At 72.2% G+C, this 17,569-nt stretch carries 16 protein-coding genes; 8 read left to right on the forward strand and 8 right to left on the reverse strand.

Annotation, left to right across the window (positions count from 1 at the left end; genetic code table 11):
* Positions 1-42 precede the first annotated feature (42 nt).
* Genes BDW27_RS07710 through BDW27_RS07720 form a run of 3 tightly spaced genes read left to right on the forward strand, consistent with a single transcriptional unit; the run spans position 43 to position 5,209 of the window.
* Positions 43-1,863 (forward strand): IucA/IucC family siderophore biosynthesis protein, encoded by a 1,821-nt coding sequence (locus tag BDW27_RS07710; protein WP_233515674.1) that lies wholly within the window; start codon positions 43-45, stop codon positions 1,861-1,863.
* 29 nt (positions 1,864-1,892) lie between these two features.
* Entirely contained in the window at positions 1,893-3,785 is a 1,893-nt protein-coding gene (locus BDW27_RS07715; RefSeq protein ID WP_110048777.1) for an IucA/IucC family siderophore biosynthesis protein, read from the forward strand.
* Positions 3,782-5,209: a glutamine synthetase family protein gene (locus BDW27_RS07720; protein ID WP_110048778.1), complete on the forward strand. Its 1,428-nt coding sequence runs from the start codon at positions 3,782-3,784 to the stop codon at positions 5,207-5,209. The genes BDW27_RS07715 and BDW27_RS07720 overlap by 4 nt, the downstream gene beginning before the upstream one ends.
* A 56-nt stretch (positions 5,210-5,265) precedes the next feature.
* Here BDW27_RS07720 and BDW27_RS07725 read toward each other — a convergent pair whose 3' ends face one another.
* Positions 5,266-5,829: a dihydrofolate reductase family protein gene (locus BDW27_RS07725; protein WP_110048830.1), complete on the reverse strand. Its 564-nt coding sequence runs from the start codon at positions 5,827-5,829 to the stop codon at positions 5,266-5,268.
* A gap of 245 nt (positions 5,830-6,074) precedes the next feature.
* Here BDW27_RS07725 and BDW27_RS07730 point away from each other — a divergent pair, with 245 nt between their 5' ends.
* Entirely contained in the window at positions 6,075-6,692 is a 618-nt protein-coding gene (locus BDW27_RS07730; protein WP_026129323.1) for a Uma2 family endonuclease, read from the forward strand.
* Between the two features lie 60 nt (positions 6,693-6,752).
* Here the strand turns inward: BDW27_RS07730 and menD are convergent, their stop codons facing one another.
* From menD to menB, 3 genes are all read right to left on the reverse strand, one after another.
* Positions 6,753-8,471 carry a 2-succinyl-5-enolpyruvyl-6-hydroxy-3-cyclohexene-1-carboxylic-acid synthase gene (gene menD, locus BDW27_RS07735; protein ID WP_110048779.1) on the reverse strand — a complete coding sequence of 573 codons (1,719 nt, stop codon included), beginning with the start codon at positions 8,469-8,471 and terminating at the stop codon, positions 6,753-6,755.
* Positions 8,472-8,656: 185 nt separating this feature from the next.
* Positions 8,657-9,640: an o-succinylbenzoate synthase gene (locus tag BDW27_RS07740; RefSeq protein ID WP_110048831.1), complete on the reverse strand. Its 984-nt coding sequence runs from the start codon at positions 9,638-9,640 to the stop codon at positions 8,657-8,659.
* Entirely contained in the window at positions 9,640-10,479 is an 840-nt protein-coding gene (gene menB / locus BDW27_RS07745) for a 1,4-dihydroxy-2-naphthoyl-CoA synthase (protein WP_049579029.1), read from the reverse strand. The genes BDW27_RS07740 and menB overlap by 1 nt, the downstream gene beginning before the upstream one ends.
* A gap of 174 nt (positions 10,480-10,653) precedes the next feature.
* On the opposite strand from menB, the gene BDW27_RS07750 reads away from it, so the two are divergent.
* The 3 genes from BDW27_RS07750 to BDW27_RS07760 all read left to right on the forward strand — a co-directional run bounded on the left by BDW27_RS07750 (position 10,654) and on the right by BDW27_RS07760 (position 14,357).
* The gene (locus BDW27_RS07750) at positions 10,654-11,925 is read left to right on the forward strand and encodes an AMP-binding protein (RefSeq protein ID WP_110048780.1); all 1,272 of its coding nucleotides are present in this window, start codon (positions 10,654-10,656) and stop codon (positions 11,923-11,925) included.
* A gap of 520 nt (positions 11,926-12,445) precedes the next feature.
* Positions 12,446-13,858 carry an RNA polymerase sigma factor gene (locus tag BDW27_RS07755; RefSeq protein WP_017544922.1) on the forward strand — a complete coding sequence of 471 codons (1,413 nt, stop codon included), beginning with the start codon at positions 12,446-12,448 and terminating at the stop codon, positions 13,856-13,858.
* A 145-nt stretch (positions 13,859-14,003) separates the two neighbouring features.
* Complete coding sequence (locus BDW27_RS07760) at positions 14,004-14,357, forward strand: hypothetical protein (RefSeq protein ID WP_110048781.1); 354 nt, start codon at positions 14,004-14,006, stop codon at positions 14,355-14,357.
* Between the two features lie 53 nt (positions 14,358-14,410).
* Here BDW27_RS07760 and BDW27_RS07765 read toward each other — a convergent pair whose 3' ends face one another.
* The 4 genes from BDW27_RS07765 to BDW27_RS07785 form a co-directional block, all read right to left on the reverse strand.
* The gene (locus tag BDW27_RS07765) at positions 14,411-14,827 is read right to left on the reverse strand and encodes a hypothetical protein (protein ID WP_110048782.1); all 417 of its coding nucleotides are present in this window, start codon (positions 14,825-14,827) and stop codon (positions 14,411-14,413) included.
* Positions 14,828-14,878: 51 nt separating this feature from the next.
* Complete coding sequence (locus BDW27_RS07770; RefSeq protein WP_017544919.1) at positions 14,879-15,058, reverse strand: hypothetical protein; 180 nt, start codon at positions 15,056-15,058, stop codon at positions 14,879-14,881.
* Between the two features lie 516 nt (positions 15,059-15,574).
* Entirely contained in the window at positions 15,575-15,955 is a 381-nt protein-coding gene (locus BDW27_RS07780; protein WP_017544917.1) for a GntR family transcriptional regulator, read from the reverse strand.
* Positions 15,956-16,228: 273 nt separating this feature from the next.
* Positions 16,229-16,618 carry a hypothetical protein gene (locus tag BDW27_RS07785; protein WP_017544916.1) on the reverse strand — a complete coding sequence of 130 codons (390 nt, stop codon included), beginning with the start codon at positions 16,616-16,618 and terminating at the stop codon, positions 16,229-16,231.
* Between the two features lie 158 nt (positions 16,619-16,776).
* Here BDW27_RS07785 and BDW27_RS07790 point away from each other — a divergent pair, with 158 nt between their 5' ends.
* The gene (locus BDW27_RS07790) at positions 16,777-17,418 is read left to right on the forward strand and encodes a TetR/AcrR family transcriptional regulator (protein WP_110048784.1); all 642 of its coding nucleotides are present in this window, start codon (positions 16,777-16,779) and stop codon (positions 17,416-17,418) included.
* Positions 17,419-17,569 lie beyond the last annotated feature (151 nt).

Genomic DNA, 17,569 nt, shown 5'->3' on the forward strand with positions numbered 1-17,569 from the left:
ACGTCCACCACACCGGCCGACCTCCGGACGGAAGGGAACCCCTTGCCCGAGACCGCACCCGCCACACCCGACCCCGTGGACCCCGCCACCACTGATCCCGCGACCTGGCGAAGGGCCGGACGACGCCTGCTCGCCCACATGATCGGAGAGATGGCCTACGAGGAGATGGTGGTCCCCGAGGCAGCGGGACGGAGCGCCCCCGACGGCTCCCCCGCCTGGACGCTGACCGTGGACGGCGGGGTCGCCTACGGGTTCACCGCTCGGAGGGGCGGCTTCGGCTCCTGGCACGTGGACCCCGACTCCCTGGTCCGTCACACACGGGACGGTGAGGAGCCCGCCTGGGAGCCGGCCCTGTTCGTCACCGACGCGCAGACCACCGTGGGACTGCCCGGCGACTCCCTGGCCGAGGTGGTCCGCGACCTGCTGGCCACCCACGCCGCCGACGCCCGGCTGATCGCCTCCGCCCTCGGTGCCGCCGAGCTCGCCGACCTCCCCTACGAGGACCTGGAGGGGCACCAGACCGGTCACCCCTGCATCTTCGTCAACAAGGGCCGCCTGGGTTTCTCCGCCGCCGACGCCGCCCGCTACACCCCCGAGGCCCGCGGCGCGTTCCGCCTGGTGTGGATCGCGGTCCACCCCGATCTGGGACGTTTCCAGTCCATGGCCGACACCGAACGGCACGGCCTGCTCGCCCGCGAACTCGACGAGGACCAGCGCGCGGAGTTCGCCGAGGCGGTGCGGGCGCGCGGCGAGGACCCGGACGCCTACCTGTGGATGCCGGTCCACCCCTTCCAGTGGGACGAGGTCGTCTCGCCGCTCTTCGCCTCCGAGATCGCCCTCGGCCGGGTGGTGCGGCTGGGGCTGAGCCGTGACCGCTACCGCCCCTTCCAGTCCATCCGCACCCTGATGAACCTGGACCGGCCCGACCGCCTCAACGTCAAGGTGCCGCTGATGATCCGCAACACCCTGGTGTGGCGCGGACTCTCGGGAACCCAGACCGGGTGCGCCCCGCACACGAGCACCTGGCTGCGCTCGCTCGCCGAACGCGACCCCTACTTCGCCGAGACCGGGGTGATCATGCTCGCCGAGCGCGCCTCCGCGACCGTCCCCCACCCCGTGTTCGACCGGATGCCGCAGGCCCCCTACCGCTTCCACGAGCTGTTGGGCACCATCTGGCGCGAGCCGATCCACCGCCACCTCGCCCCGGGGGAACGGGCCCGCACCATGGCCTGCCTGCTCCTGGAGGGTTCCGACGGGCGGGCGCTGGTCACCGAACTCGTCGAACGCTCGGGGCTGGAACCACAGGTGTGGCTGGAGCGGTTCCTGGGAGCGCTGTTCCCACCGGTGCTGCACTACCTCCACCGCTACGGCGCCTCCTTCACGCCGCACGGCGAGAACGTCGTGCTGGTCTTCGACGGCGACGAGGCCCCCGTCCGCGTCGCCCTGAAGGACTTCGGCTCCGACGTCGAGCTGCTCCCCTTCGACCTGCCCGAATACGCCGAGATCCCCGACCACGTGCGCTCGGTCCTGCACCGCTGGAAGCCCGAGGAGCTGGCCCACTCCGTGCTGTCCGCGATCTGCGCCGGGCACCTGCGGTTCCTCGCCGACATCGTCGAACGCCAGCTGGGTGTGCCCGGTGAGACCCTGTGGCGCCTCGCCCGCGAGCAGGTCCTCGCCTACCAGGAGCGCTTTCCCGAGCTGGCCGACCGCTTCGCGATGTTCGACCTGCTCGCCCCCAAGGTGGGCCGGGTCGCCCTCAACCGCGAACAGCTCATGGGCGGCGGCTTCCACGAACGCGCCGAACGCGACGCCGAGTTCGACGTCATGCACGGCCTGGTCGACAACCCCCTCGCCCAGCCCTGACGACCGCGACCAGCCCGGAGAACCCACCGATGACCACCCAGAACCCGCCCCGTGTCCGGACCCCCTCCGTGACCGCGACACAGGACGCGGCCACCGCCCGGGGCCCGCTGCCGGTCCCCCCGGAACTCACCGCCGATCACTGGGACCGAGCCAGCGCTCACCTGGCCGCCAAGATGCTCGCCGAACTCTGCTTCGAGTACGCCCTGCGCCCCGACCCCGACGGTCCCGGACGCTGGCGGGCCCGGGTCCACTCCGGCGCCTCCTACGTGTTCGAGGGACGGCGCACCAGCATGGACGGCTGGCGGGTCCGCCCCGGCACCGCCGAGCGCGAGGCCGCCGACGGTACCCGGACCGCCGCCTCACCCTTCGTGCTCCTACGCGACCTCGGCGCGGCCGGGATCGTCGACCCCGCCGTGGAGGCGTTCACGGTCGGGGAGCTGACCGCCACGCTGAGCGGCGACGCCCGTCTGGCCTCCTCCCGCACCACGAGCGCCGCGCTGGCCGCGCTCCCCCACGCCGAGTTGGAGGGGCACCAGACCGGCCACCCGTGGATCTTCGCCAACAAGGGCCGGGTGGGCTTCTCCGCACGGGACCGCGCCCAGTTCCCGCCCGAGGCCCGCAGGCCCGCGCGTATGCCCTGGATCGCGGTCCACCGCTCCCTGGCCGAGCACCACGGAGTGCCCGGCCTGGACCAGGAGGCACTGCGCGCCCGGGAACTCGGCCCCGAGCTAACCTCCCTGTTCACCGACCGCCTGGAGGACTCGCTCCGGGGTTCCGGAGCCACCGCCACCGAGTTCGTGTGGCTGCCGGTCCATCCCTGGCAGTGGGACGAGGTGGTGGTGCCGCTGTTCGCCGCCGAGATCGCGCACCGCCTCGTCGTGCCGCTGGGCGAGGCGGCCGACGACTACCTGCCGCAGCAGTCCATCCGCACCTTCACCAACCTCGGCCGCCCCGACCGGCTCAACGTCAAACTGTCACTGGCCATCCTCAACACGATGGTCTACCGGGGCATCCCCACCGAGCTGTGCCGGGCGGCGCCCGCCAGCACCGGGTGGGTGCACGCCCTGCGCGACCGGGACCCCTTCCTCTCGGAGCGCTGCCGGGTGGTCCTGCCGGGCGAGGTCGCGGCGGTGGCCGTGCGCCACCCGGTCCTGGAGGACATCCCCGACGCCCCCTACCGGCACCGTCAGCTGCTGGGGGCCCTGTGGCGCGAGCCGGTCACCGAGCAGCTCGACCCGGGCGAGCGCGCCCGCACGCTGGCCGCGCTGCTGCACGTGGACGGCGAGGGGCGGGCGCTCGTCGCCGAACTCGTGGAGCGCTCCGGCCTCGGGGCCGAGGAGTGGCTGCGCGCCCTCTTCTCCGCCCTCCTGCCGCCGATCCTGCACCTGCTCTACCGGTACGGGCTCGCCTTCAACCCGCACGGGGAGAACGCGATCGTGGTCCACGACGAGCGCGACCGCCCGGCACGGCTCGCCGTCAAGGACTTCGTGGACGACATGAAGCTCCTGGACACCGACCTGCCCGAGTACGCGGACCTGCCCGGGGAGACCCTGGGCGTGCTCATGCGCTTCGACGCCCGGGAGCTCACCTCCTCCGTCGCCAAGTCCCTGTTCGTCGGCCACTTCCGCTACCTCGCGCCGCTGGTCCACGAGTCGCTGGACGTGTCAGAGGAACGCTTCTGGGACCTCGTCCGCGCGGAGGTCACGCGCTACCAGGAGGAGTTCCCCGAGCTGGCCGAACGCTTCGCGACGTTCGACCTGCTCGCCCCGGAGTACGAGCGGGTGTGCCTGAACCGCGAGCGCCTGCTGGGCGGCGGCTACCACGACCGGGCCGAACGCGACGCCGAGTTCCACCTGGACGCGCCGCCCATCCCCAACCCGCTGTACCGGGCCCCCGCCACCAGCACCGACGAGACCCGGTGAACCCGCTCGTCGGCGACGGACTGCCGCCCCTGACCGAGACCCTGCCGCCCAGCCCGCCGCCTCCGCCCTTCCCGGTGCCGCTCGACCGGCTGCGCGCCGACGTGGAGTCCGGGGCCGTCACCGACGTGATCGTGGCCCTGCCCGACCTCCAGGGGCGGGTGCAGGGCAGCCGGATCAACCCGCGCGACTTCCTCTCCCGGACCCTGACCAACGGCTTCGACGCCTGCCAGTACCTGCTCGCCACGGACGTCGAGATGGAGTCGCGGCCGGGCTACGCCGTCGATCCCTGGGGCGGCGGCCTCGGCGACCTCTCGGTCCTGCCCGATCCCGCCACGCTGCGCTACCTGCCCTGGGACCCGGGCACGGCCCTGGTGCTGGGAGACGCCCGCGACTCCGAGGGGCGCCCGGTACCGGTGGCGCCCCGGCAGGTGCTCCGCACCCAGCTGGACCGCCTCGCCGAACGCGGCTGGCACGCCCTGGCCGGGACGGAACTGGAGTTCCTCGTGTTCCGGGACTCCTACCAGGAGGCCTTCGAGGCCGACTACCGGGGCCTGACCACCGCCACCCGGTTCAACTCCGACTACGCGCTGCCCGAGGTCACCGAGATCGACCCGCTCATGCGGCGCATCCGCACCGCGATGGAGCGCACCGGCATGACGGTGGAGTCGGCCCGGGGCGAGTGTCATCCCGGCCAGTACGAGATCGTCTTCCGCTACGACGACGCCCTGCGCACCTGCGACAACCACGTCGTGTACAAAGCCGGGGCCCGGGCGCTGGCGGCGCAGGCCGGGGTCGCGCTGACCTTCATGGCCAAGTTCGACGGCGGCGAGGGCAACTCGTGCCACGTGCACCTGTCGCTGCGCGACGAGACCGGCGCACCGGTCTTCGCCGACGACGGCGCGGGGCGGCACGGCATGTCCAAGCACATGGAGCACTTCGTGGCCGGACAGCTGGCCTGCGCCCGCGACTTCGCCCTGCTGTACGCGCCCAACGTCAACTCGTACAAGCGCCTGTCACCGCAGGCCTACGCGCCGAACACGGTCACCTGGGGGCTGGACAACCGCACCTGCCCGGTGCGCGTGATCGGGTCCGGTGAGTCCGCGCGGATCGAGTTCCGGGTGCCGGGCGGGGACGCCAACCCCTACCTGACGGTGGCAGGGGTCGTCGCGGCGGGCCTGTACGGGATCGACCAGGCGCTCCCCCTGCCCGAGCCCACGGCGGGCGACGCCTCGGCCAGCGACGCCGCCCGGCTGCCCGCCTCCCTGGAGGAGGCCGTCCGGGCCTGGGAGAACAGCGAGATCGCCCGGTCCTGCTTCGGCCCGGAAGTGGTGCGCAACCAGGCGGCGGCGGGCCGCGCCGAGCTGGCGGCGTTCTCCGCCACGGTCACCGACCTCGAACGCCGCCGCCACTTCGAGCGGGGCTAGGTACGGGCGCCCCGCCGGACCGCTCCGGCGGGGCGTCGGTCCCTCCGCTCTCGCGGTCAGCGTGCCACTCGGTAGCGGAGGTAGACGATCCCCCCACCGACGGTGCGGGACTCGACGAGCCGGAGATCCGTCCGGCGCTCGCCCCGGGGAAAGAACGGGATGCCGCCGCCCACCAGCACCGGGTACACCCGGAGCCGGAACTCGTCGATCAGGCCCAGATCGGCCACCTGGGCTGCCAGGGTCGCGCCGCCGACGGCGATGTCGCCCTCCCCCGGACCGGCCCTCAGCCGTGCGATCTCCTCCGCCGGACCGCCGGACGCCAGAAGGGTGTTGCCGCGTACCTCGGACAGCGTGGAGGAGAACACCACCTTCGGGAGCGCCCGCCAGATCTCGGCGAACTCGACCGTCGAGTGGTCGTGTGCCGGGTTCTGGTCGACGGTCTCCCAGTAGGCCATCGTCTCGTAGAGGCGTCGTCCCAGCAGGTAGACGCCGACCCGGCGCACCTCGTCGGTGGCGAGGGCGAAGACCTCCTCGTCCGGTACCGACCAGTCGAAGGAGCCGTCCGGCCCGACGATGTAGCCGTCCAACGACACACCCATCGAATAGACCACGTCGCGCATCGCGCCCTCCCTCGTGACGGTCCCGACAGCATGACCGTCGAACCCCGCGGAACCCGTCACGACGCGCGCCGACCTCGACACCGCCCCCCGGGGGGACTCGGGCGTGTCCTCGGACCCGTGGTCGACCGGCGACCCCGGGTTCTGGTGCATGCTCTGGGTAGGAACAATCGCGAAAAGCGACACCAGGGACAGCGGGGATGGCTACGGTGAGCGACAAGAACGATCCGACGACCGAAGGCAGTCACATGTCCGCTCCGACAGTGGCCGAGCAACAAGCGCCAGAGTTCGAGGACACCGTGGTCCTCCCCATGCCGCCGCAGGACGGCTTCACCGCTGACGACCTCGACCGTATCCCGGATCTTCCGCCGCACACCGAACTCATCGACGGAAACCTGGTACTGGTGAGCCCCCAGAAGCTGTTCCACATGCTCGTACTCAAACTGTTGGAACGTGAACTCGACCGGTGTGTGTCCGCCGGACTGCGGGTCGCGAGGGAGTTCACCATCAGACTCTCCGAACGGCAGCGGCCGGAGCCGGACCTGATGCTGGTGCGTACGGACGCGTTCCAGAAGCTGGAACAGACCTGGTTCCCGCCGGAGGCGGTGGAGCTGGCGGTCGAGGTGGTCTCCAAGGAGTCGGAGGTACGGGACCGTGAACGCAAGCCCGAGCTCTACGCGCGGGCCGGTGTGCGCTTCTACTGGCGCGTCGAGCAGGACGGGAACGACGCGGTGGTCTACGAGTACGAGAAGGACCCCGCCAGCCCGTCGGGCGACTACGGCAGGCCGACCATCCACCGGAAGTCCCTCAGGACCTCCGTTCCGCTGAAGTTGGAGTTCGACCTGACGAACATCCTGGACCGCTGACCCGGCGCACGGAGGGGGAGGCACGGTGCTCCGTGCCTCCCCCTCCGTGTGACGCTCCCGCTAGGACAGGGCGCCGAGTGCGTGGTCCACGGCGTCCTGGACGCGGCGTCGCAGGGCCGCGCTGCCCGCTCTGGTCGTGCGGACCTCCACCATGCGCAGCCCCTCTCCGAGGAGCGCCTTGGGCAGGTCGGTGGCCCACTCCACCCGGGTGTAGGGCAGGTCGGCCACGGCCGCCACCTTCTCCATGGAGACTCCGTGCGGGGTGCCGAACACCCGCTCGAAGTCGGGGTGACCCGCCTGCTCCAGGCCCGAGAAGATGCCGCCGCCGTCGTTGTTGACCACGATGACCGCGAGGTCGGGTCGGGGTTCGTCCGGCCCGATGATGAGGCCGTTCTGGTCGTGCAGCATGGCGAGGTCGCCCAGCAGGGCGTAGGCCGGGCCCTCGCCCTCCTTCTGGTGGGCCAGGGCCGCACCGATCGCCGTGGACACCGTCCCGTCGATCCCGCTCACCCCGCGGTTGCCGACCAGGCGCACACCGCAGCGGGCGCGCATCGTGGCGTCGAGGTCGCGGATGGGCATGCTCGCGCCGGCGAAGAGCAGCGAACCGGCGGACAGGTGGGCGACGAGGTCGCGGGCCAGGCGCGGCTCGGACAGGGTCTCGTCCGCGTCCAGCACCGCGTCGATGGCCTCGCGGGCGACCGCCTCGGCGCGCTCCCAGGACCCCGACCAGTCGGTGCGGCGCGGGTGCGCCCAGTCCAGCCCGGCGGGCGGGGCCACCGCCGCGACGACGTCGGTGGCGGTGCGCGCGGGGTCGGAGAAGTCGTTGGCCAGGCTCGCCGCGGGGTCGCCCAGCGCCCCGGCGGTGACCACCACGTGGCGTTCGGCTCGGCGCAGGTAGGCCAGGACCTGCCGGGACAGGTTCGGCCGCCCCACGCTCACGACCAGCTCGGGGGCGTGCGCGTCGGCGAACCCCGGTGAGGCCAGCAGCTGCCGGTAGGTCGAGAGCGCGCCCACCCGGCGGGCGTTGGAGGTCGGCTCGGCCAGCAGGGGCCAGCCCGTGACCTCGGCCAGGGCCAGGAAGGGGACGGGGTCGAAGTCGCCGTCACCGCAGACGATGACGCCGCGCTCGACGTCCGGCAGCACCAGCGGCGCGGGCTCGGTGAACGGACCGGGACGCGAGATCCACGGGCGGCCGTCCGGGCGCCCGTCCAGGGGCGCCGTCCAGGTGGGGGTGGCGGAGGGTTCGTCGGGGGTGAGCGGGTCGCGGAAGGCCACGTTGAGGTGGACGGGGCCGGGGCGGCCGCCGGTCGCGGACGCCCAGGCCCTACAGGACAGCGAGCGCCAGTACGCCACCATGCCCGGGGCCGGGTCGGGGGTGCCGACCTCGGCGAACATGCGCACGGCGCCGCCGTACAGGCCGATCTGGTCCACCGTCTGGTTGGCACCGGTGCCGCGCAGTTCCGGGGGCCGGTCGGCGGTGAGCACCAGCAGTGGCACGCCGCTCTCGTCCGCCTCCATCACCGCGGGGTGGAGGTTGGCGGCCGCCGTGCCGGAGGTGCACACGACCGCCACAGGTCGGCGTGAGGCGCGGGCCAGGCCGAGGGCGAGGAAGGAGGCCGATCGCTCGTCCACACGCACGTGGACCCGGACGCCGGGGTGGGCGACCAGGGCCAGCGCCAGGGGTGTCGAGCGCGATCCGGGGGCGACGACGGCCTCGACCATCCCGCAGCGGGCCAGTTCGTCGACGAGGACCCGAGCCAGGGCGGTAGACGGATTCATCAGAGTCTTTCGTTCGTCAAGGTATGTACCAGTATCCCCGTGCGATTCGACCCGGTCGAACGGGCCCGGTCCCTTCCAGTGAACCCCGTTCGGTTCCGAACGGCGAGCGAACCCGGCTGTGATCTCATGCCCACCGGGTGCGGTGGTACGTCACTCCGGGACACCGGTCACCGTGCCCCGCGAGGTCAGGCCGGGTCGGAGGTGGTCCGCCCGGCCGCCTCGGCGGCTTCGGCCCGTGCGCGCCAGGCACCCGGATCGATCTCGACCGCCGCCAGCGCCGCCTCGTCCACCTCGGACGGACGGACCGGGAGGAACCCGTCCACGGGCAGCAGCGGGGCGGCGGTGACGTCGGCTTCGAGCATCTGCATGGTCGCCAGGCCGCAGGCGTACGGAAGCTCGGGCAGGCAGGCGGCCAGGGCCACCCCGGCGGCCAGTCCCACCGAGGTCTCCACGGCACTGGAGACCACCACCGGCAGTCCGCAGGCCTCGGCCACCCGCAGCGCGGCGCGGACGCCGCCCAGGGGCTGCACCTTGAGCACCACGATGTCCGCCGCCTCGGAGGCGCGCACCCGCAGGGGGTCCTCCGCGCGGCGGATGGACTCGTCGGCGGCCACCGGAACGTCGACCCGGCGGCGCACGGCGGCCAGCTCGTCCAGGGTCGCGGAAGGCTGTTCCACGTACTCGAGGCCGAACCGGTCCAGCTCGCGTGTCATCCGCACGGCGGTGTCCACGTCCCAGGCGCCGTTGGCGTCCACCCGCACCCGGCCGGAGGGGCCGATCGCGGACCGGACCGCCTCGACCCTGGCCACGTCCTCGCGCCAGTCCTGGCCCTTCTCCGCGACCTTGACCTTGGCGGTGGCGCAGCCGCCCGCCGCGACGATCGCGGCGGCGCGTCCGGGGTCCACGGCGGGCACGGTCACGTTGACGGCCACCCGGTCGCGTACCGGCTCCGGCCAGCCCCGGTGGGCCGCTTCGAGGCAGGCGGCCCACCAGCGGGAGGCCTCACGCGGCCCGTACTCGGCGAAGGGTGAGAACTCGCCCCACCCGGCGGGGCCGCGCACCAGCATTCCCTCGCGGACCGTGATGCCCCGGAAGCGGTTGCGCAGGCCGATGGCGAAGGCCCGCCCCCCGGCGGCGGTCACCGCCGGGGCAGGCTCCGAGGCGCCGATCACGGGCGACGCGGGAACTTGTCGAACTCCGGACGGCGCTTCTCCTTGAAGGCGTCCCGGCCCTCCTGGGCCTCCTCGCTCATGTAGTAGAGCATCGTGGCGTCACCGGCGAACTGCTGCATCCCGGCGGCGCCGTCGCTCACGGCGTTGATGGCGCCCTTGAGCATGCGCAGCGCCAGCGGGGACTTGTCCAGCATCTCGCGGGCCCAGGAGACGGTCTCCTTCTCCAGGTCCGCCAGCGGCACGACGGTGTTGACCATGCCCATGTCCAGCGCCTCCTGGGCGCTGTACTGGCGGCACAGGTACCAGATCTCGCGGGCCTTCTTCAGCCCGACGGTCTCGGCGAGCAGCCAGGCGCCGTAGCCGCCGTCGAAGGAGCCGACCTTGGGGCCGGTCTGGCCGAACTTGGCGTTGTCGGCCGCGATGGTGAGGTCGCAGCACACCTGGAGGACGTTGCCGCCGCCGATGGACCAACCGGCGACCATGCAGATCACGGGCTTGGGCAGGCGGCGGATCTGCACCTGGAGGTCGAGCACGTTGAGGCGGCCGATGCCCTGCTGGGCCACGGCGTCGTCGCCGATGTAGCCGTCGTCGCCGCGGATCTTCTGGTCGCCACCGGAGCAGAACGCCTGGTCACCGGCGCCGGTGAAGATGATCACGCCGACACTGGAGTCGTCCCGGGCGTTGCCGAAGGCCGTCTGGAGCTCGAAGAGCGTCTGGGGACGGAACGCGTTGTGCCGCTCGGGGCGGTTGATCGTGATCTTGGCGATGCCCTCCGCGGTCTCGTAGATGATGTCGGAATACTCGCCCGACCGCTGCCAGTCGATCACGCTGCTCACGGCTTCTGCTTCTCCTCACGGGGATGGGGACGGTGTGGGCGCGGCCGGGGTGGCCGTCGCGCCCAGACGTCAACCCTACGCATTGTGCCAGGCGAGCCGGGACGGGCAGGCACGCACCCGACACCCGGCCCCACCGGACGGCCGCTCCCCTGGTCGGGCGTACGCTGGAGCACCGTGGCACAAGCAAGCGAACCCCGGTCCCAGGTCCCCGGCCGCGAGGGCGAACGCGCCCTCCAGGCGGTACGCGGTCTGACCCCCGCCGTCATGCACGAGCGGCTCGCCCGCGCGTTGGACGGTACCGGCCCCGCTCTGCTTCCCATCCCCGACGGCACCCCCGACCCGCGCGCCGAGGCACTGGTGGCCGCCATGCGGCCCTCGTCGCTGTGTACCCCCGACGGAACCACCGAGCTGCCCGGTGGCGTCGCGGTGGGCCCGGACGCGGCTCTGGTGGTCACCACCTCCGGATCGACCGGGGAGCCCAAGGGTGTGGAGCTGTCCGCGTCCGCCCTGCGCGCCTCGGCCCGCGCCTCGGTGGCGAGGATCGGAGCCGCCCCGGGCGACCGCTGGCTGTGCGTGCTTCCCGCCGGGCACATCTCCGGCATCCAGGTGATGATCCGAGCCCTCGTCACCGGGGGTGAGGTGGTGCACGCCCCCTTCGACACGGACACGGTGGCGGAGCTGGCGCGCGAGCTGCGACCGCACGTGTCGCTGGTCCCCACCCAGCTGCGCCGTCTGATGGCCGCTGGCGCGGACCTGTCGGTGTTCGGCACGATCCTGCTCGGCGGCGCGGCGGCCGAGCCCTCCCTGTTGGACGCGGCCCGCGCGGCGGGCGGCCGGGTCGTGACCACCTACGGCATGAGCGAGACCTGCGGCGGATGCGTGTACGACGGCGTCGCGCTGGACGGGACCGAGGTCCGGATCGCCGGTGCGGAGCCGGGTGAGCCCGGCCGTGTCGTGCTGGGCGGCCCGACCCTGCTCACCGGTTACCGGCTGCCGCCGGGCTCGGAGTCACGGGGTTGGGCCCGGGGCGGGGACGACGCCGGGATGGTCCGCGACGACGCCGGGCGTCTGTGGCTGCGCACCAACGACCTGGGCCGTGTGGACGCCGAGGGACGCCTGCACGTGTTGGGTCGCATGGACGAGGTGGTCAACACGGGCGGTCACAAGGTGGTCCCCGGTCAGGTGAACGCCATCCTGGCCGCCCGCCCGGAGATCGCGGAGTCGGTGGTGGTGGGCCGCCCCGACCCCGAGTGGGGCGAGCGGGTCACAGCGGTCGTGGTACCCGCCGACCCCGGGAATCCGCCCGCGCTGGAGGAGCTGCGGGGATGGGTCCGCGAACGGCTGCCCGCCTACGCGTGCCCTCGGGAACTGGACGTGCGCGCCGCGCTCCCGATGCTCGCCTCCGGCAAGCCCGACCTGGTCACACTGCGCCGCCCCGGTTCCTGAGCGGCTGGCCGCCGGCCTGCCTCCGCGGGCCCGGCAGCACTCCCCAGAGAGGTCGCTGTCGCTGGTCGGAGCGGGAACACCGGCCGTACCGGGCGCGAGGGCGCGTTTACCGGTGTGGTCCGTACACGTGGGACCCTGGCCCGGGAGACCTTGTCCGGTTGGCGGGGAACTTCCGAAAGCTCCCCGGCGTCTACCTGAGTATCCGGTCTCTTCGGCCCCTCTTCCAAGGAGGTCCGCGGTTGGCGGCAGCCATCGATCCCATCGTCCGCTCCCCTGCGTCCTCCCCCAAGCCCGGAACGCCTGTCGCGGGGCGGTTCCCGCACTCGGACCGAGCGGGCGCCATTACCCGCATGGGTCGGTCCTGCGCCACTCATGGGAGAGTGATCCATACCACCCTCTTCGATATCCAATCGAGACAGGGAACATTTGACTCGCCGACACGTTGGACATATTGGCGCGACCAGTCGGCGGGAACCCTCCGCCGCGTGCCAGACGTCCTGGAAGGGAGGGAGGTGCCCACATGACGAGCACTGCCCTAGACGCTTCGGGCCCCGAGGCCGAAGTCCCCGACGGCAACGCTCCGACCGAGGGCCGTGCCGCCCACGAGGCTCTGACCGACCTGATCACCCAGGGGCGCGCCCAGGGACACCTGTCCCTCTCAGAACTACGTACCGCTTTCTCCGCGGCCGGAGTCACTTCCAGTGACGGCCGCTCCATCCTGCGTGAACTCACCGAGAACGGGGTCCGACTCGCCAACGGGGGCGAGGACTCCGCGATGGTGGCCGACCCTGACGCCGAGGACGACGTGCTGGAAAACACTCTCATCGCGACGGTACCCGACACCGACGAGGCACCCAAGGCCGCATCCGGCAAGGCCGCCTCGCGCAAGGGCCCCTCCACCCGGAGGAAGGCCCGCACCACCACGCGGCGAACCAAGAAGACCGAGACCAACCAGAACACCACCGACCCGGAGACCGGCGAAGCCGACCTCGACGACCAGTCACCCGCGATGGGCGACTCGGTCCACACCTACCTCAAGGCGATCGGGCGGCGGCAGCTGCTCACCGCCGAGCAGGAGGTGGACCTGGCCAAGCGGGTCGAGGCCGGACTGTACGCCGAGTACCGGCTCGGACAGCATGGCGAGATCGACGCTTCGGTCCCGATGGCCGACGTCGAACGCGAAGAGCTGGAGTGGGTGGCCGAGGACGGCCGCAAGGCCAAGTCCCACATGCTGGAGGCCAACCTCCGCCTGGTCGTGTCCGTGGCCAAGAAGTACAGCGACCGCGGCATGTCCCTGCTGGACGTGGTGCAGGAGGGCAACCTCGGCCTCATCCGCGCCGTGGAGAAGTTCGACTACACCAAGGGCTTCAAGTTCTCCACCTACGCCATGTGGTGGATCCGCCAGGCCATCCAGCGGGGGTTCGCCGACTCCGCCCGCACCATCCGCCTGCCCGTGCACGTCCTGGAGCTGCTCAGCAAGGTGAGCCGTCTGGAGCGCGACATGCACCAGGCGCTGGGCCGCGAGCCCACCCCGGAGGAGCTGGGACTGGAGCTGGACAAGACCCCGGCCCAGATCGAGGAGCTGCTGCGCGTCACCCGCCAGCCGATCAGCCTCGACTCCACCATCGGTGAGGACGGCGAGACCCGCATCGGCGACCTGATCGAGGACGTGGACGCCTCGGAGGCCTCCGAGGTGGTCGACCGCCAGCTCATGGCCGACCAGCTGCGCAACGCCCTGTCGGACCTGGAGCCGCGTGAGGCGACCATCATGTCGCTGCGGTTCGGGTTGATGGACGGCCGGCCGCGCACCCTCGACGAGATCGGCAAGCACCTGGGGCTCACCCGTGAGCGCATCCGGCAGCTGGAGAAGCAGTCGCTGTCGAAGCTGCGCCACCCGAGCCGGGCCCAGCAGCTGCTGGACTTCGCCAGCTGACCACCCTCGTGTGACGTACGGGGCCGTTCCCCCCTCGGGAGAGCGGCCCCTTCGGCGTTTCCGGGCTCAGGGACAACCCCGGACTTCCCCTGGTATCCGGGGACGGGAGCTGTCGGCGCCCCCCAGCCGGTGGGACGATGGGCGGATGACCGACAACCCCCAGCGGCACCAGGAAGAGATCGCCGCCGCGCTGCGCGCCAGCCGCGAGCTGGGCCCCGAGTACGACGAGGCGGTGGCGGCCTCCCTCGTCGAGCGCGTCGACGACACCATCGAGGAACGCGTCAAGCACCACGTGGCGCGCCGGACCGGGGCCGACGAGCCCCGCGTCGGCGTGGCCTCCAACACCGTGCGCATGGTCCTGGCCCTGGTGTGCCTGGGGATCAGCATCCCCATCACGGCGATCGTCGCCTCCCTCATCGGGGGCGCCATGTCCGTCTTCATGGTGTGGGCGGGCCTGATCGGTTTCTACCTGATCGCGGTGCTGGGTCTGCGCCGCTGAGTCGCCCGCGGGACGGGGCGGGAACCCTGTGCTCCCACCCCGTCGTCGGCCGTTCAGTAGTCGCAGGCCGCGAGGATCATGTCGTGCGTGTCGGAGGTCCAGTCCAGGGCGTCGGCCAGCCCGTCGTGGTCTCCGAAGTCCAGTTCCTCCAGGACGGCGTTGACCGCGTCGGCGCGCTCGGTGGCGTCCCTGCTGAGGTCGCCTCGGGCCGCCTCCTCCAGGCGTTCGACGTCCAGCACGTGGGCGTCGAGAACGCTGTAGTGGTCGTCCTGGAAGGGGACGTCGTCGACCAGGACGTCGGTCCCGATGCTCTCGGCCGCCAGGTCGACGGCCGAGATGTTGCTCTGGATGTCGGCGCAGGCGGCGTCGATCTCGGCCTGGTTCCCGGAACACGCGGTCAGCGCCAGGGGGACGACCACGGCCGCGGCGGCCAGCGACAGAACACGGGTGGGGGTTCGGGGGTGGGACACGGGTGCTGCTCGTTTCCTTCTCGGGGGTTTTCGGGGGATCGCGGGTCGGGGTCAGATCAGCACGGCGAGGAGCGCCAGGATGACCAGCAGGCCGATGACGGCTCCCAGGCAGCCCAGCACCGCGCCCAGTCCTCCGCCGCGGGGAGCGAACCCCGGGCCGTCGCTGTAGTAGTGGCGGTTCCTGCCGTAGTACCAGCGGTTCCGGGGGCGCGGTGCGTGCGCGGAGCCCACGACGTGGGCCTGGTTGCTGCGTCGCGAGGGACGCCCGGCCCTCGGGGTCCGCGCGGGGCGGGACGATCCCGAACGTGAGTTGAACCCGCCACCGGCACGCGCGGCGCCGCCACCGGAGCCGAAGCCACCTCCGGAGCGACCGGCCCCACCGCTACTGCTGCGGGAGTTGAAGCCGCCGCCACGGCGTGCGGCCCCTCCGCGTGAGCTGCCGCCTCCACCGCTGGAGCGCCCGCCGCCCGATCGTCCGCCGCTGGAACGGCCTCCGCTGGAACGGCCTCCGCTGGAACGGCCTCCGCTGGAACGGCCTCCGCCGGATCGTCCGCCTGATGACCGTCCGCCGCCAGATCTCCTGCTCATCGGCGCCTCCTTGGGGGTTGTCGTTCACCGCCACCGGGGGAGGGCGGCGCACCACGACAGTATCGCCGAACACCCCAGTTCAGGGGCTTCAGGAGTGGTTTGGTCCGATTGCGGTCATCACGCGCCGGGAAGGGAACCACACGAGTCCCGCACGCGTCGTCAGTTACCGGCCCCCGGTGAACCCTTCAGGGCGGCACGCAGGATGTCGACGGCCTCGTCGTGCTCCAACCCGACCCGAGTGATGACCTCGGCGTAGGCACGGGCGGCGGCCAGGGCCTCGGCTCGCTGGTCGTCCCCGGCGGCGGCCACGAAGGTCCCCGAGCGGCCCCGGGTCTCCACGACCCCGGCCTGTTCGAGCTCCCGATAGGCACGGGCGACGGTGTTCACCGCGACGGAGAGCTGCCCGGCCAGAGCACGGACGGTGGGCAGCCGGTAGCCGACGGGAAGTTCACCGTTGGCCGCGGCGATCGCGACGAGAGCTCTGATCTGTTCGTAGGGCGGAACCTTCGACGTTGGATCAATGCGGATGAAATCCGCCATGTCCTTATGTGCTCCCCACGTGAATCGCCGACCACTCACCCGGCGCGAACCGGGTGTTCGTCCAACCTATGCCCACCCGTCGCCCACCACCAACCCTCAAACGACACGCTCCGCGCGCACACCCCCCCACCCGTCGCCCACCACCAACCCTCAAACGACACGCTCCGCGCGCACACCCCACCCGCCACTCCGACCATTGCCGGCCCCGAGGGATCGGCCCCGACAGACGAAGCGGCCCCACGGGGTGAACCCATGGGGCCGCCGGGGCCGGAGTCAGACCACCACCGACCGGGGCACCTGCTGGATACCGTGCAGCCGGTGCGCCTCCCGAACCGTGAGCAGGTCCTCCGCCACCTGGGTGGCCTGCTTGATCTCGGGCCGGGCCAGACGCTTACGGCGCTTGATGCGGTCCGTATAGCCCTTGACCCCGACCAGCACGCGCTCCCGCGCGTAGGCGGCGCGCATGGCCTCGGTGAGGGCGGTGTCGAACCGCACGCCGTGGGCGTGGACCTCCTCGACCGGGGCGCCCTGCTCGCGCACCTCGTCCAGGGCCCGCTCGGCCTCGGCCACCGACCTCAGGAGCTCGGGCAGCTGATCGGCCCGTTCCTGGTCGTGGGCGAGCTCTTCGCGCGCCTTCGTCATGTCCTGCTTGGCAAGTCCCATGTCCGCTCTCCGTGGGGAGTACCGTCAGCCGTGTCGAGGCAACTCTATGGGTGACGAAGATCATCGGGCGAGCCGGACCGTGCGTCGGTGGTGGCGTCGCGGCGGCGGACCTGCCAGCTTGACTCCGTCGACCCCCCAGTCCCCCGAAAGGCACCAGAGTGAGCAGGAACTACGCGGGTCTGAGCCGCGAGCGCATCATCGTCGAGGCCCTCCACATCATCGCCGGACGGGGGCTGGGCGGGCTGTCCATGCGCCGGCTCGGCGACGCTCTGGACGTGGAGGCCATGGCGATCTACCACCACTTCCCCAAGGGCAAGGAGCAGCTGTTCAACGCGATCGCCGCGTACGTCACCACGGCGCGGGTGGTCAGCGGACTGGCCGAGGGGCAGGGACCGCCCGGGGACGTCGACGGCGCCGAGGGCGAGGAGGCGACCGGGACCGACCCCGTGGCGGCGGCCGGGTCCGACGACCTCCCCTGGGACCGGCGCCTGACCGTCTGGGCCGAGGCCTACCGGGAGCGGCTGCTGACCTACTCCGGTGCGCTGTCCCTGCTCATGCACCGGGCGCCGCACACCCTGGGCGAGGAGGACACACGGGCGCTGCTCCACACGGCCCTCACGGAGGCGGGGCTCGCGGAGGACGACGTGTCCCGGGCCTGCGACGCCCTGAACGCCTACTGTCTGGGCTCGGTCGCCCACCAGGTCCGGCACAGTGACCGTGAGGACGCGCCCGACGCGAGCGAGGCCCTGGCCGGGTTCCGGTTCGGTCTGCGCGCCCTGCTGAGGGGACTGGCCGGCTGAGCCGCCGTCAGTCGCCCCGGGACCGCAGCCGCACCCGTTCACTGCGCAGTTCGCGAGCCTCGTCCGGGTCCAGGACCGGGGCGGCGGTGAGCAGCTGCCTGGTGTAGTCGCTCTGCGGGTTCTCGTAGACCGAGTCGCTGTCACCCATCTC

Origin of the sequence: Nocardiopsis sp. L17-MgMaSL7, from assembly GCF_003182025.1 — a bacterium.
Classification (GTDB): domain Bacteria; phylum Actinomycetota; class Actinomycetes; order Streptosporangiales; family Streptosporangiaceae; genus Nocardiopsis; species Nocardiopsis prasina.